13 protein-coding genes are annotated in these 13228 nt (G+C 67.6%); 6 read left to right on the top strand and 7 right to left on the bottom strand.

Features of this window, described 5'->3' with window-relative positions; genetic code table 11:
- Positions 1-3: 3 nt before the first annotated feature.
- The 3 genes from C8N44_RS13265 to C8N44_RS13255 all read right to left on the bottom strand — a co-directional run bounded on the left by C8N44_RS13265 (position 4) and on the right by C8N44_RS13255 (position 5518).
- Positions 4-1611, bottom strand: coding sequence for a peptide chain release factor 3 (locus C8N44_RS13265; RefSeq protein ID WP_107977269.1), 1608 nt, complete (start codon positions 1609-1611; stop codon positions 4-6).
- A 597-nt stretch (positions 1612-2208) separates the two neighbouring features.
- A complete protein-coding gene (locus C8N44_RS13260; protein WP_107977268.1) occupies positions 2209-4611 on the bottom strand; it encodes a mechanosensitive ion channel domain-containing protein in 2403 nt (800 codons plus the stop codon).
- 115 nt (positions 4612-4726) lie between these two features.
- Positions 4727-5518, bottom strand: coding sequence for an SDR family NAD(P)-dependent oxidoreductase (locus tag C8N44_RS13255; protein ID WP_107977267.1), 792 nt, complete (start codon positions 5516-5518; stop codon positions 4727-4729).
- Positions 5519-5763: 245 nt separating this feature from the next.
- Between C8N44_RS13255 and C8N44_RS13250 the strand changes: the two genes are divergently transcribed.
- From C8N44_RS13250 to C8N44_RS13240, 3 genes are all read left to right on the top strand, one after another.
- Positions 5764-6576 carry a porin family protein gene (locus C8N44_RS13250; protein ID WP_107977266.1) on the top strand — a complete coding sequence of 271 codons (813 nt, stop codon included), beginning with the start codon at positions 5764-5766 and terminating at the stop codon, positions 6574-6576.
- Positions 6577-6635: 59 nt separating this feature from the next.
- Positions 6636-7019 (top strand): nuclear transport factor 2 family protein, encoded by a 384-nt coding sequence (locus tag C8N44_RS13245; RefSeq protein WP_308421232.1) that lies wholly within the window; start codon positions 6636-6638, stop codon positions 7017-7019.
- Between the two features lie 72 nt (positions 7020-7091).
- Positions 7092-7346: a DUF7218 family protein gene (locus C8N44_RS13240; protein WP_107977264.1), complete on the top strand. Its 255-nt coding sequence runs from the start codon at positions 7092-7094 to the stop codon at positions 7344-7346.
- Positions 7347-7359: 13 nt separating this feature from the next.
- Here the strand turns inward: C8N44_RS13240 and C8N44_RS13235 are convergent, their stop codons facing one another.
- The gene (locus C8N44_RS13235) at positions 7360-8211 is read right to left on the bottom strand and encodes a universal stress protein (RefSeq protein WP_107977263.1); all 852 of its coding nucleotides are present in this window, start codon (positions 8209-8211) and stop codon (positions 7360-7362) included.
- Positions 8212-8402: 191 nt separating this feature from the next.
- Here C8N44_RS13235 and C8N44_RS13230 point away from each other — a divergent pair, with 191 nt between their 5' ends.
- The 3 genes from C8N44_RS13230 to C8N44_RS13220 all read left to right on the top strand — a co-directional run bounded on the left by C8N44_RS13230 (position 8403) and on the right by C8N44_RS13220 (position 10729).
- On the top strand, positions 8403-9182 hold the full coding sequence (locus C8N44_RS13230) for an SDR family oxidoreductase (protein ID WP_107977262.1): 780 nt from the start codon (positions 8403-8405) through the stop codon (positions 9180-9182).
- Between the two features lie 2 nt (positions 9183-9184).
- Complete coding sequence (locus tag C8N44_RS13225) at positions 9185-10330, top strand: hypothetical protein (RefSeq protein WP_107977261.1); 1146 nt, start codon at positions 9185-9187, stop codon at positions 10328-10330.
- A gap of 165 nt (positions 10331-10495) precedes the next feature.
- On the top strand, positions 10496-10729 hold the full coding sequence (locus C8N44_RS13220) for a hypothetical protein (RefSeq protein WP_107977260.1): 234 nt from the start codon (positions 10496-10498) through the stop codon (positions 10727-10729).
- 61 nt (positions 10730-10790) lie between these two features.
- On the opposite strand, the gene C8N44_RS13215 is transcribed toward C8N44_RS13220, so the two are convergent.
- Genes C8N44_RS13215 through C8N44_RS13205 form a run of 3 tightly spaced genes read right to left on the bottom strand, consistent with a single transcriptional unit; the run spans position 10791 to position 13158 of the window.
- Complete coding sequence (locus tag C8N44_RS13215) at positions 10791-11315, bottom strand: winged helix DNA-binding protein (protein ID WP_188758747.1); 525 nt, start codon at positions 11313-11315, stop codon at positions 10791-10793.
- Positions 11315-12613 carry a TRAP transporter large permease gene (locus C8N44_RS13210; protein ID WP_107977259.1) on the bottom strand — a complete coding sequence of 433 codons (1299 nt, stop codon included), beginning with the start codon at positions 12611-12613 and terminating at the stop codon, positions 11315-11317. Before C8N44_RS13210 ends, C8N44_RS13215 begins: the two co-directional genes overlap by 1 nt.
- Positions 12613-13158 carry a TRAP transporter small permease gene (locus C8N44_RS13205; protein ID WP_107977258.1) on the bottom strand — a complete coding sequence of 182 codons (546 nt, stop codon included), beginning with the start codon at positions 13156-13158 and terminating at the stop codon, positions 12613-12615. Before C8N44_RS13205 ends, C8N44_RS13210 begins: the two co-directional genes overlap by 1 nt.
- Between the last annotated feature and the right edge of the window lie 70 nt (positions 13159-13228).

Genomic DNA, 13228 nt, shown 5'->3' with positions numbered 1-13228 from the left:
GGCTTACGCCAGCATTTCCTTGGTCGCGCTGAGCGTCACGTCCGGGTAGTCGCGTTCGACGCGGTCGATGTCCCATTGCAGGCGGGTCAGGTAGACCGTGTCGCCGTCGTGATCGTGCGCGATGTGCTGCTTGTTGGCGTTGGTGAACTTCTCCACCGGCAGCTTGTCGCCGTGGACCCAGCGGGCCGAGGTGAACTGCGAGGGTTCGAAGCGGACGGGCAGGCCGTATTCCATCTCGATCCGGCTGCCCAGAACCTCGAACTGCAGTGCGCCGACGACACCCACGATGAAGCCCGAGCCGAAGGCGGGCTTGAAGACCTTGGCGGCGCCTTCCTCGGCGAACTGGAAGAGAGCCTTTTCCAGGTGCTTGGCCTTCATCGGGTCGCCCGCGCGGCAGTTCTGGAGCAGTTCCGGTGCGAAGGAGGGGATGCCCGTGACCTTGAGCGCCTCGCCCTCGGTCAGCGTGTCGCCGATGCGCAGCTGGCCGTGGTTGGGGATGCCGATGATGTCGCCGGCCCAGGCCTCCTCCGCCAGTTCGCGGTCGGAGGCGAGGAAAAGCACCGGCGCCGAGACGGTCATGGGCTTTTTCGTGCGAACGTGGGTGAGCTTCATCCCGCGGTTGAAGTGCCCCGAAGCCAGCCGGACGAAGGCCACGCGGTCGCGGTGCTTGGGGTCCATGTTGGCCTGCACCTTGAAGACGAAGCCGGTAACCTTGGTTTCCTCGGGTGCGATCTGGCGCGGCTCGGCGCGGGCGGGCTGCGGTTCGGGCGCGTAGGAGCCGATGCCGTCCATCAGCTCCTTCACCCCGAAGGAGTTGATCGCGCTGCCGAACCAGATCGGGGTCATGTGGCCTTCGAGCACGGCCTGCGGGTCGAGCTTGGGCAGCAGTTCGCGCGCCATCTCGACCTCTTCGCGAAGCTGTTCGAGCAGGTGCGCGGGGATATTTTCGTCCAGACGGGGATCGTCGAGGCCTTCGAGGCGGATGGATTCGGCCACCTTGTTGCGGTCGGCGCGGTCCATGAGCTCGAGCCGGTCGTTGAGCATGTCGTAGCAGCCCAAGAAATCGCGGCCGACGCCGATGGGCCAGCTGGCGGGCGTCACGTCGATGGCGAGGTTTTCCTGGATCTCGTCGATGATCTCGAAGGTGTCGCGGCTTTCGCGGTCCATCTTGTTGCAGAAGGTCAGGATCGGCAGGTCGCGCAGGCGGCAGACCTCGAAGAGCTTGCGGGTCTGGCTTTCCACGCCCTTGGCGCCGTCGATGACCATGATGGCCGCGTCCACCGCCGTCAGCGTCCGGTAGGTGTCCTCGGAGAAGTCCGAGTGGCCGGGCGTGTCGACGAGGTTGAAGCGGAACTTCTGGTAGTCGAAGGACATGGCCGAGGCCGAGACGGAGATGCCCCGGTCCTTTTCCATCTGCATGTAGTCCGAGCGGGTGCGGCGTGCCTCGCCCTTGGCGCGGACCTGGCCGGCCATCTGGATCGCGCCGCCGTAGAGAAGGAACTTCTCGGTCAGCGTGGTCTTGCCCGCATCCGGGTGCGAGATGATCGCGAAGGTGCGGCGCCGGGCGATTTCGGCCGGCAGTTCGGGGCGGTTTGAGGCGGCGTCGAGCATGGGCGGGATATACGTGCGACGGGTGGCTTCGGCAATGGGCCTCGGGCGGTGGATCTGAGGCGTGTCACGGGGGTGTCCCGGGCCGGGACGTTTTTCCAGCGTAATGAAATCAATGGGTTGGTTGGACGCGTTAACCGGGACTTAGGGTTTGGCCCTAAACGGCGGGGCGCCGGACGCCTAGGTAGGCAGATTTTCTGGGTTTTGGGCGGGGGCTGGTTTGTTTCCCCGGGAGAGGTCCGGTTCGAGTGCGAAGCTCCCTGCGCGGAATCAAGGCCGAAGGCCCGCCGCGCGTGGTAATGCTGGAAGCATGCCTTCGGCGTGTCCGAGTGCGGCTGCGTGCGGATGTTCCCGTGGGCAGGTCCTTGCGCTGAAACAACGTCTTCCAAAGGTGGATGCGCAGCCGGGCCAGCGCCGGACCGTCCCCGCGGTCTGGCGCTGGCCCGGCGGGGCTGAAGCCCCTTGTTCCGGGCCAAGGGATCAACGGTTGGATCGCCGCCGCGTGCGGCGGCGATGCGCGGCTGGTACCCTAAAAAAGAAGCGCCGGACCGATTTCGGGGTCCGGCGCTCGATGGGCTTTGAGCCGTAGGGACGGTCCGGTCAGGCCGTCCCGGTGTCCTCGGAGCCGCCTTCCATGCGGACCCGGAAAGGCTGGGTCGCGCCGGACTTGGATTCGCCCAGGTAGAGGGTCTGGTGCGGGAAGGGGATCTCGATGCCGCGTTCGTCGAAGATCTCTTTCAGGATGCCGTTGTAGGCGCGCCCGATCCCCCACTGGTCGCCGGGGCGGCACTTGATGCGGGTTCGGACCACCACGGCGCTGTCGCCGAAGGCGTTGACGCCGAACCATTCCAGGTCGCCCAGGATGGACGGCGCGTGGTCGGGGTCGGCGCGGAGCTTGTCGAAGGCGTCGTGCATGGCCTGTTTCACCTCGCCGATGTCCTCGCGGTAGGCCACGCCCATGTCGCAGACCGAATAGCCGAACTCGCGCATGTAGTTGGAGACCATGTCGACCGAGGAGAAGGGGATGAGGTGGTAGGTGCCGTTGAGGTCGCGCAGGCTGACCGAGCGGATGGTGAGCTTTTCCACCACGCCGGTGGTGGTGCCGGCGGTCACCACGTCGCCAACGTTCATGGCGTTCTCGAGCTGGATGAAGATGCCGGTGATGATGTCCTGAACCAGTTTCTGGGCACCGAAACCGATGGCCAGGCCGAGCACCCCGGCGGAGGCCAGCAGCGGCGCGATGTCGAGCCCGATCTCGGACAGGACGAACATCAGCGTGATGATCAGCAGCGCGATGGTGGCCGCGTTGCGCAGCAGCGTGAGCAGCGTGCGTTCTCGGGCGGTGGCGACCGAGCCGAAATCGGGGTTGAGGCGGTAGTCCACCCAGGACGACAGCGCCACCCAGATCAGGAAGGAGACCAGCAGCACGGCGGCCACCGAGAAGAGCGTGCTGGTGAGCTGCAGGCCGATCTGGCTGGCCATCCAGGCACGCAGGTCGATCAGGCTGATGGCATTGAGCGCCACGGCCACCACCACGACGAAGATCAGCAAGCGCAGCACGAAGAGCGCGCGGGGCACGAAGGTGTTAAGCCGCTTCTCCAGCAGGGGCAGGCGGGCGGTGATGTTGTCGGGCAGTTGCACGCCGCGCACCATGATGCGGGTCAGCATCCCCGAGAGGGTGATGCCCAGCAGTGCCACGAGCAGCACCTGACCCGAGTTGATCAGTGATCGGAAGGCGGCGTTGGGCTGCGCCAGCACGAGCACCAGCATCACCAGGAGATAGGCCAGCGCGAACCAGTGCCATTGGCGGGCAAGGAAGTGCAGCGCGCCGCTGCGGCGCGAGCGCTTCTCGGGCGTGTCGGCGTCGGACCCCATGGGGTATTCTTCGGCCGCGCCGGTGATCTGGTCGGGGGTCTCTCCGACGGTGTCGGTGGCAAGCTCGGCTTCTTCACGAGCGGCCTGCTCGGCGAAGCGGCGCTCCTCGGCGTGTTCTTCCGCGGGTTGGCCGCCGCGTTCGAGCCAGTCGGCCACGGCGCGGCGGTTGCGCACCACGAGCCACATGGCAAAGGCCACGACGACGAGCGAGATCAGCGCCGAGATGGCGCGCCCGCCCGCGAAGGAGACGTTGGTGTTGATGATCGGGACAATCAGGAGCTGGCCGTAGCCGACGAGGCCGACCATGAAGTTGAGTCGACTGGCGAGGTACTGCGCGCCAGCATCCGAGACCGGCAGGGGCCGCAGGTTGCGCGCCGAGGGCGAGAGCGCGAGGCGCACGGCGACCTTGGCCATCTCCACCAGCAGGAAGGCGTTGAGGTAGAGCGTCTGGCGGATGCCGATGCTGCCCATGGTGCCGAGGAAGAGGATCGCGATGAGATAGCCCGCCGCCCATGCCACGACGACGATCAGCGCATCGATCGCGGCCGATGCGCAAAACAGCAGCACGGTGCGCAGGACGCCGCTGTCGCGGGCCTTGGCGCCCATGCGCGCGTAGAGCGACTTGCCCAGCCGGCGCAGCACGATGAAGACCGCGATGGTCGCGACGATGATGATGGCAAGCTGCTGGAGCGCTTCGAGCAGGACGCCGGCCTCGCCGCCGCTGAGGCCCTGGAAGACGCGGGGCGCGCGGGTGAGCTGGGTCCAGAGCGTTTCGGCGCGGGTGGCGACGCCTTCAGCCACCTCCTGCGTGATGAGCGCGATGCGGCGCGAGAAGGAGAGTTCCTCGGGCGGGGTGGCGGCGCCGGGGGCGAGGGTTTCGACGATCTGGTCGTCGACGGGCGTTTCGGCGCGGGCCTGTGCCTCGCGGAGCTGGTCGATGAGGGCGGCGCGGGTGGCGTCGTCCTCGATCACGTCGAGCAGGAGATCGAGATTGCTGGGCGGGTCTTCGCCTTCTGTTCCTTCGGCGGGGGCCGTCTCCTGGGCCAGGCTTCGGGTCGGGGTGAAGGTGCCCGCCATGGCGGCTGCGAGGATCAGCAGCGCCGCGATCCAGTGTCTCGTAACTCTCATGTCTGCCCGTGTCTTGCGAATGTCCGGTGCGGCGGCTTTCGGGGCCGCCGCCCGGAGTAACTGGTGCCCGCGGGGCGGGTGTCCAGAAATCCGCGTGCGGGTCGCGTGGATTCGCTCAGAGCGTGTCGACGATGCCGCCCTCGACGCGCAGCGCGGCGCCGGTGGTGGCGGAGGCGAGCGGCGAGCAGGTGTAGACGATCATGTTGGCGACCTCCTCGACCGAGGCGGGCCGCTGGAGGATCGAGCTGGGGCGGTCGGACATGACCATGTCGCGGCCCGCTTCCTCGAGCGACTTGCCGTTTTTCTCCATGTCGTCCTTGAGCATCGCGGCCACGCCTTCCGACAGCGTCGGCCCGGGCATGACGGAGTTCACCGTGACGCCGGTGCCGGCCATGCGCTTTGCCAGGCCGCGGGCGACGGCGGTGACGGCGGTCTTGGTCATGCCGTAGTGGATCATCTCGGGCGGGATGTTGAAGGCGGATTCCGAGGACAGGAAGACCACGCGGCCCCATTCGCGGTTCTGCATGCCGGGCAGGTAGTGGCGGGCGAGACGGACGCCGGACATGACGTTGACGTCGTAGAACTGCTGCCAGGTTTCGTCGGGGACCTCGAAGAAATCCTCCGGCTTGAAGATGCCGGCGTTGTTCACCAGCACGTCGCAGTCGGGCAGGGCGTCGGTCACGGTCTTGCAGCCCTCGGCGCTGCCGAGATCGGCGGCGATACCCGACACTTCGGCGCCGGGGACGTGCTGCTGTACCTCGGTCACGGCGACGTCGACGTCGTGCTGCTTTCGGCCGTTGACGACGACCTTGGCGCCGCTGGCGGCGAGGCCCTTGGCGGTGGCGAGGCCGATGCCCTTGGTGGAGCCGGTGACGAGGGCGGTCTTGCCGTAAAGATCGATCTGCATGGATGTCTCCTGGTCTTCTGAGTGTCTGCGCAGCGTGTGGGCCGCGGTCCGGGGACCAACGACACCGGAGCCGGTGTTGTTCGCCGTGGCGGTGCAAAAGAGATGCGGGCGGGGCGGTCGACTCTGAGTCCGGCGGGGCACAGGGGCGCGAAAAAAGCGGCGCGGCGGCCGGTTCCGGTCTGGCGTCACACGCGCGCGCGGTGCATCAGGAGCGGCAGGGACAATCTTCGAGCGGAGTGAAGAACATGAAAAAGATCCCGATCATTGCGGCGGCAGCAGTTTCTCTCATCGGTGCAGGCAGCGCATCCGCGCAGAGCTTTCAGGGGCTCGACGTGGACACCGGTCATTCCCGGATCGCGTTTGACGACCAGACCGTCTCGCTGAGCAAGGTGGATGCCAATGTCGGCTACGGGTTCGGCCGGGGCTTCGGGGTGCAGGGCGACCTGGGCTATCTGGGGCTGAATGCCGATGAAGATGCGGATGCCTTCTCGTTCCGGCTTCTGGGCCGCTACGACATGGACCGGGCGCTGAGCTTCGGTGTCGGCGTCGGGCGGCTGGTGCCCTTCGACGATGACGATTTCGAACCGGCGACCTTCTATTCGATGCAGGCCATGTACCTCGCGGGTCCGGTGCGCGTCGAAGGCGGCGTGACGCATTACGACGCCGAGGACGATCCGATGAACGCGCTGAGCGTCGAGGGCCATTACGAGTTCGTGCCGGGCATTTCCAAGGCCTATGGCGGCGTGGACCGGCTGAGCATGGACGGCGACTATGCCGACCTGCTGACCGCGGGCTACGAGCAGGGCTTCGGCACCTTCGACCTGCACGGCGAGGTGACACGCACGCGCTACGACAACGACGCGGCCACCGGGCTTTATGTCGGCGGAAGCGTCGACCTGTCGCCCGACGTGGAATTCTACGGCGAGCTTGGCCGGGTCACCGACGGGGACGATTACGCTGGTGCCGTCAGCGCCGGGCTGCGCTGGCAGATGGGCCGCGGCAAGGACGAGGGTCTGTTCAGCAGTCCGCTGAGCACGCTCGATTTCGCCGGGTTCTGATCCCGGCACCTCTCGGTCTCTTGCCCCTGTCGTGCGGGCCGCGCATTCTGGTGCGGTGCATGACAGGGGAGGAGCTCATGACGCTGGAAGAGATCGCCGCCGCGCTGGTGGCGGGCTGCCGGGACGGCAATGAAGAAGAGAACCTCGGGCGGCTCTATTCGTCCGAGGCCATCTCGGTGGAGCCGCACGACATGGGCCGGGGTCGCAAGGCCATGGGTCTTGCCGGGATCCGCGAGAAGCACGCCTGGTGGGCCGAGAATTTCGAGGTGCACGGCGGCGAGGTGGAGGGGCCTTTCCTGCATGGGCCGGACCGTTTCGCGGTGATCTTCACGATCGATGCCACTTACAAGGCGAGCGGCGAGCGCATGCAGTCGCGCGAGATCGGCCTCTATCACGTGGCGGGCGGCAAAATCGTGCTGGAAGAGTTCTTCGTCACCTCGTGACGGCACGGCCGGCGCGGGAACCTGCCCGCTGGTGGCGCGGTTCGGATGGCAGCAGACACAAGGAGCTTTGCCATGCCGGATCCGTCGATCAAGGACGAGGACATGTACGAGGAACTGCGCGACAAGGGCATGTCCAAGGAGAAGGCCGCGCGCATCACGAATGCCAAGGCCAACGACAGCCAGCAGCCTTCGAAGAAGGGTGGCAAGCAGCCGCCCTACGAGGAGTGGAGCAAGGACGATCTGTACGAGCGCGCGCAGGAGATCGGCATCGAGGGCCGCTCCGACATGACCAAGGACGAGCTCATAGAGGCACTCCGCGAGGACTGAGCCCGCGCGGCCTTCAGGACAGGCCCGGGCGGGCGATGAGAAGGTCGCAGGGCGGATCGCGCATGAGGTCGTTCGCCACCGCGCCAAGCACCGCCGGCGCTGCGCTGGCGCGCCCATGCGCGCCGGCACAGAGGAGTGTCGCGCCCACGTCCTTTACCGCCTGATGCAGCGAATTGTAGGGCGCGCCGACGGCGACACGGACCGGCGCGAGACGCCCCTTGGGCAGATGTTGCGCCATGCTCCAGGCCTGGGCCTCGGCGGTCGCCTCGCGCAGGTAGGCACGGGTTAGTTCATCCTCGCCGCGGGCCATGGAACTCATCATGCTGGCATAGGGCACGTGGACGGCGTGAACCGGGGTGACCTGGGCCGCGGGCGCCAGCTTGTGGGCGAGCGCGAGGGCGACGCCGCAGGCGGGCGAGAAATCCACCGCGGCGACGACCTGGTCATAGGCTTCCTCGGCGGGTTCGCGGGCGAGCAGGACGGGCGTCTTGCTGAGCCGCACGAGCCGCATCATGGTGGTTTCCCTGAGCGCATCGAAGAAGTTCCGCGTGCGGTGCACGCCGATCACCGACAGCTCGGGCTGGTGGGCCTGCTGCGCTTCGCGAAGTTCCTCGCTGGGATCGCCCTTGCGCAGGTCGATGCTGTGGCGGACGCCGGGGCCCAGGGTCTCGCACATGCCTTCGAGCCTCCTCTCGGCGCGGGCGTGAAGCTCGCCGATCATGTCCTCGGGGAGGTCGTCGTCGAGCACGCTGACCACGATCAGCTCGGCGTCGTGCGCCTTGGCCAGCGCGAAGGCCCGGCGCATCGCCCGGTCGGAGCGGTGCGACAGGTCGGTCGCGACGAGGAGTTTGGCGAGTTTCTGCATGGCGTCCCTCGGCTTCGGGCGCGGGCGGCCCGGATCGTGCTGTCCCGACTATCCCGGGCGATTGGCCGCGGTGCAAGGCGCCCTCGGGACGCAGGGGATCGCGCGCTTGAAGGCGGCGGCCAGACGGGGGATTGTGGCGCCAAGTTCACCGGCGCGGCCGGGGGCACAACGATACGGGAAGGAGACCGGCAATGGATCTTGGGATCGCGGGCAAGCGGGCACTGGTGTGCGCTTCGAGCAAGGGGTTGGGCCGCGGCTGCGCCGAGGCACTGGCCGAGGCGGGCGTAAACCTCGTGCTGAACGCGCGGGGCGCGGAGGCGCTTGAGGCGACGGCCGCGGAGATCCGCGAGGCCTATGGTGTCGAAGTCGTGGCGGTGGCCGCCGACATCTTCACGGAAGAGGGCCGCGCAAAGGTGCTGGAAGCCGCGGGCGAGGTGGACATCCTGGTCAACAACGCGGGCGGACCGCCGCCGGGCATGTGGCACGACTGGACGCGCGACGATTTCATCGCGGCGCTCGATGCCAACATGCTGGCGCCGATCGCGCTGATGACGGAACTGATGCCGAAGATGATCGACCGTGGCTGGGGCCGGGTGGTCAACATCACCTCGCAGTCGGTCAAGGCGCCGATCCCGCAGCTTGGGCTGTCGAACTCGGCCCGGACGGGGCTGACAGGCTATGTCGCGGGGACCGCGCGGCAGGTGGCGCCGCACGGGGTGATCGTGAACAACCTGCTGCCGGGCATCCACGACACGGCACGGGCCGAGGCGCTGGACGGTGGCGTGTCCAAGAGCGAGGGCATCTCGATGGACGAGGCGCGGGAGAAGCGGCAGGCGACGATCCCGGCGCGGCGCTACGGCACGCCGGAGGAGTTCGGCAAGATGTGCGCCTATCTCTGCTCGCAGCATTCGGGCTTCATCGTCGGGCAGAACATCCTGATCGACGGCGGCGCCACCAACGCGACGATCTGAACATGGCGCGGGGGCCCGACGGGACGGGCGGCGGGGCGGGGTTTTCGCTCGCCGACCAGTTGTTCAACGCCGAGTCCCTGCGGGACCTGGCGGATGAGTTCGCCGTGCTGCCGGGGTTCGACCGGGACGCCTTTCACGCGGAGGTCGTGGCGGGGCTGGAGGGGCGCGGGCTGCTGGAGCGGCTGGAGTGGATTGCCGATTGTCTCGAGCCGCGGCTGCCGTCGGAGTTTCCTGCCATGGCGGAGGCGCTGGAGGCGGCGATGCCCCCGCCGCTGGATGCGTCACGGACGGACGATGATTTCGGGCGGTTCATCCACGCGGTGCCGGGTGTGCTGGCGGTGCGGCACGGGATGGATCATCCCGAGCGCGCGCTCGACCTGCTGCACGCGGCGACGCGGCGGTTTTCCATGGAGTTCTACATCCGACCCTTCATCGACGCGCATCGCGAGGTGACGCTGGCACGGCTGGGCCGCTGGACGGAAGACGACAATTACCACGTGCGGCGGCTGGTGAGCGAAGGCACGCGGCCGCGGTTGCCCTGGGCGCGGAATATCTCGCTGCCGCCGGAGGTGCCGCTTCGGTTCCTCGACATGCTACATGCCGATCCGACGCGTTACGTGACGCGGTCGGTGGCCAACCACATGAACGACCTGTCGAAGGTGATGCCCGATCGGGTGCTGGCGCATCTGGGCGCGTGGCATGCCGAGGGGCGGCAGGAGAAACGCGAGCTCGACTGGATGACGCGGCACGCGCTGCGCACGGCGGTCAAGCGCGGCGAGCGCGGGGCGCTGGATTTCCTGGGCTACCGGGCGGGGGCCGTAAGCGTACGGTTGGAAATGCCGGAGGCCGCGCGGATCGGCGAGGATCTTCGGTTTGCCGTGGTGCTGGATGCGGCTGAGGACTTGCCGGTGATGGTGGACTACCGCCTGCGGTTCGCGCGCCCCGGCGGGGACGCGGAAAAGGTGTTCAAGCTGAGGGCGACGCGTGTGAAGGCGGGGGAGCCGATGCGGTTGGATAAGGCGCACCGGCTCAAGGGCGATGCGACCACCTTCCGACTGCATCCGGGCCCCCACGGCGTGACCGTTCAGATCAACGGCGAGGATGCGGCTAAAGGCGTTTTCGAACTGCTTCCCGCGGCGAGGCCCTAGGGCAAGGTCAAACCGGGACGCGCCGCCGCTGTGCCCTCTGGGCTACTGAACAACGCTGCAATGATCCCGCGTATCGTTCCGGTTGTATTGCCCCGGGGGAAGTGGTTAACGAAAGCCACTTGCGATCGCGTGTAACAAGTATGTAATTGAAGTGAGTTCAAAGTCATGGCGTTTCGTCTGATACGCTGCGTGAGCTGTGGCCATAAGCTTCGGCCCGGAAGCGACCTGTGTGGAAAATGCGGGGAAATCGCCCCGACCCTCAATCGCTCGATCGGGGTCATCCAGCATCTGTCCATCGCCGCCGTCGTGATCCTGATCGTCGCTGCGCTGAACGCCAGCATCGCCTGGCCGGAGGTCAGTTCCCGGACGGGCTACACCACGAGCCATCTTCTGAAGTAGGCAACGGGAGGCCCCCTGCGCGGCGGGCGCTGCCGGAGACCCGGCCCCCGGCTGACAACGCCTAGAGACTGGCGGCCGCGCGGGCGGCCTGGTCGTAGCTGCCCGACATGGCCCGCAGGAGGGCTGCAAGGCGCGAGACCTCGGCCGGATCGACGCCGGTGGCCTTGAGACCGCGCACGAGGATCGCCTCGCGCACCTCGCCGTAGCGGGTGCAGAGGGTGGCGCCTTCGGCGGTGATCTTCACCGTCTTTTCCTTGCCCTTGCGCCCGGTGTCGATCAGCCCGCGTTCGGTCAGCTTGCGCAGGGCGTAGTTGACCAGGTGCGTGTCCTCGATGTTGAGCACCAGGCAGATGTCCGCGAGCGTCTTGGGGCGCTCGCGGTGATGCACGAGGTGCAGGATCAGGATCTCGAGCGGGGCCATGCCCTCGGCCCCGGCCGCGGCCATGCAGCGGGTCATCCATCGCTGGAAGGCGTGGTTCGCCATGGTCAGCGCGAATTCCAGCTCCGAGGCTTCGGGCAGGGCCGAGTTGGCGAGGTGGGCCGAGCTGACGACCGGGCCCACGTCGTGTTTGCCGTCCTCCGCCATCAGTTCAGCGTCCCTGGCAGCCAGAGCGCGATCTGCGGGAAGACCGACAGGATCGCCACCGCCACGCAGAGCAGCCCGAAGAAGGGCGCCGCGTAGCGCGCGATGGTGAGGATGTCCTCGCCCGTGATCTTCTGCAGCACGAAGAGGTTGAAGCCCACCGGCGGGGTGATCTGGCTCATCTCGACGACGAGCACAAGGAAGATGCCGAACCAGATCGGATCAATGCCGGCCTCGGTCACCATGGGCAGGATGATCGACACGGTCAGCACCACGATGGAGATCCCGTCGAGGAACATGCCCATGACGATGAAGAAGACCGTCAGCGCGGCGAGCAACGCATAGGGCGAGAGCCCCATCTCGCCGATCCAGGCGGCGAGCGCGCGGGGAATGCCGGTGTAGCCCATGGCCACGGTCAGGAAGGCCGCACCCGCCATGATGAAGGCGATCATGCAGGTGGTCACGGTGGCGGCCTGAAGCGCGTCGGCAAAGCCGCGCCAGCTCATGGCGCCTGTTGCCGAGGCCAGGATCAGCGCGCCTGCGACGCCGATGACGGCGGCCTCGGTGGGTGAGGCGACGCCCGCGTAGATCGACCCGATCACGGCGGCGATCAGCCCGACGACGGGCAGCAGCCGCAGGAAGGCGCGCAGGCTTTGGCCGTCATCCTCGCCCGGCTCGTAGTCCGGGGTCTTGGACGGGTTCAGCAGCGCCCAGGCCATGATGAAGCCCGAGAACATCAGTGCCAGCATCAGCCCCGGGACGAGACCGGCAAGGAAAAGTCGCGCGATCGACTGTTCCGTGGCGGCGCCGTAGACGATCAGGATGATCGAGGGCGGGATGAGAAAGCCGAAGGTGCCCGACCCCGCCAGCGTGCCAATGGCCAGCGTCTTGTCGTAGCCGCGCGAGGTCAGCTCCGGCACCGACATGCGGCCGATCGTGGCCGTCGTGGCCGCGGAGGAGCCCGAAACGGCGGCGAAGAGGGCGCAGCCGAGCACGTTCACGTGCAGCAGGCGGCCGGGCAGGTAGCGGGTGAAGGGGGCGAGCCCCGCGAACATGTCCGACGACAGCCGCGACCTGACAAGGATCTCGCCCATCCAGATGAACATGGGCAGCGAGGTCAGGTCCCAGACCGTCAGCCCGCCCCAGACGCGGGTGGCGAAGACCAGCTCGGCCGGGGCAGAGGAGGCCGTGACCATCGCAACGAGGCCCACGGCGATCAGCGCGAAGCCGATCCAGAGCCCGGCGGCCAGCGTCGCGAAGAGCACGACCAGAAGAAGCGGTGCAAGCGTTGCGAGTTCCATCACTCGACCCCCCCGCTTTCGGCCAGGTCATGCACGGGCGTGCCGCCCCGGATCAGGGTGATTGCCGCGTCGATCAAGGCGACGACAAAGAGCGCAAGGCCCAGCGTCATGACGAGCTGAGGTATCCAGAGCGGGACCTCGACCATGCCGAAGCTCACCGAGTTGAAGGCAATGCTGTCGCGCAGTTGCAGGAAGCTCGACCAGGTGGAGAAGACTGCGAGGGCGGCGGCGCCAAGGGCGACCAGCGCGGCGAGCCAGCGGCCGATCTGGTCGGGCAGGGCGCGGATCAGCAGGGTGACGCGCACGTGGCCGCCGCGGGCGAAGGTGCCCGCGAGGCCCAGGAAGACGGCGGCAAGAAAGAGAAATCCGCCGATTTCGGCCAGCGAGGGGATGGTGAAGCCCGGCGGTGGCGCGCCCAGGGCGCGCGCGGCGCGGTCGAGCAACCGTCCGAGCACCTGCAGAAGGACGAGCACCGCGATGGCGGCGAAGGTGGCGGCGGCCAGCGCGAGGGCGCCAGCATAGAGCCGGTCTAGGAAACGTCGCATGGAGCGCTCCGGATCACGAGGGGCGTTCGGCCCGCGGGGGACCACGAAAAAGGGGCCGGCGCGGTGCCGG

The organism is Allosediminivita pacifica, from assembly GCF_003054175.1.
In the GTDB taxonomy this organism is placed as follows: domain Bacteria; phylum Pseudomonadota; class Alphaproteobacteria; order Rhodobacterales; family Rhodobacteraceae; genus Allosediminivita; species Allosediminivita pacifica.
Note: the sequence above shows the minus strand (reverse complement) of the source record. Positions and strands in the feature narration are given on the sequence as shown.

Bases quoted from the DNA above. Each gene is read 5' to 3' on its own strand.
- C8N44_RS13265 (WP_107977269.1), bottom strand. From the start codon at position 1,611: ATGCTCGACGCCGCCTCAAACCGCCCCGAACTGCCGGCCGAAATCGCC.
- C8N44_RS13260 (WP_107977268.1), bottom strand. From the start codon at position 4,611: ATGAGAGTTACGAGACACTGGATCGCGGCGCTGCTGATCCTCGCAGCC.
- C8N44_RS13255 (WP_107977267.1), bottom strand. From the start codon at position 5,518: ATGCAGATCGATCTTTACGGCAAGACCGCCCTCGTCACCGGCTCCACC.
- C8N44_RS13250 (WP_107977266.1), top strand. From the start codon at position 5,764: ATGAAAAAGATCCCGATCATTGCGGCGGCAGCAGTTTCTCTCATCGGT.
- C8N44_RS13245 (WP_308421232.1), top strand. From the start codon at position 6,636: ATGACAGGGGAGGAGCTCATGACGCTGGAAGAGATCGCCGCCGCGCTG.
- C8N44_RS13240 (WP_107977264.1), top strand. From the start codon at position 7,092: ATGCCGGATCCGTCGATCAAGGACGAGGACATGTACGAGGAACTGCGC.
- C8N44_RS13235 (WP_107977263.1), bottom strand. From the start codon at position 8,211: ATGCAGAAACTCGCCAAACTCCTCGTCGCGACCGACCTGTCGCACCGC.
- C8N44_RS13230 (WP_107977262.1), top strand. From the start codon at position 8,403: ATGGATCTTGGGATCGCGGGCAAGCGGGCACTGGTGTGCGCTTCGAGC.
- C8N44_RS13225 (WP_107977261.1), top strand. From the start codon at position 9,185: ATGGCGCGGGGGCCCGACGGGACGGGCGGCGGGGCGGGGTTTTCGCTC.
- C8N44_RS13220 (WP_107977260.1), top strand. From the start codon at position 10,496: ATGGCGTTTCGTCTGATACGCTGCGTGAGCTGTGGCCATAAGCTTCGG.
- C8N44_RS13215 (WP_188758747.1), bottom strand. From the start codon at position 11,315: ATGGCGGAGGACGGCAAACACGACGTGGGCCCGGTCGTCAGCTCGGCC.
- C8N44_RS13210 (WP_107977259.1), bottom strand. From the start codon at position 12,613: ATGGAACTCGCAACGCTTGCACCGCTTCTTCTGGTCGTGCTCTTCGCG.
- C8N44_RS13205 (WP_107977258.1), bottom strand. From the start codon at position 13,158: ATGCGACGTTTCCTAGACCGGCTCTATGCTGGCGCCCTCGCGCTGGCC.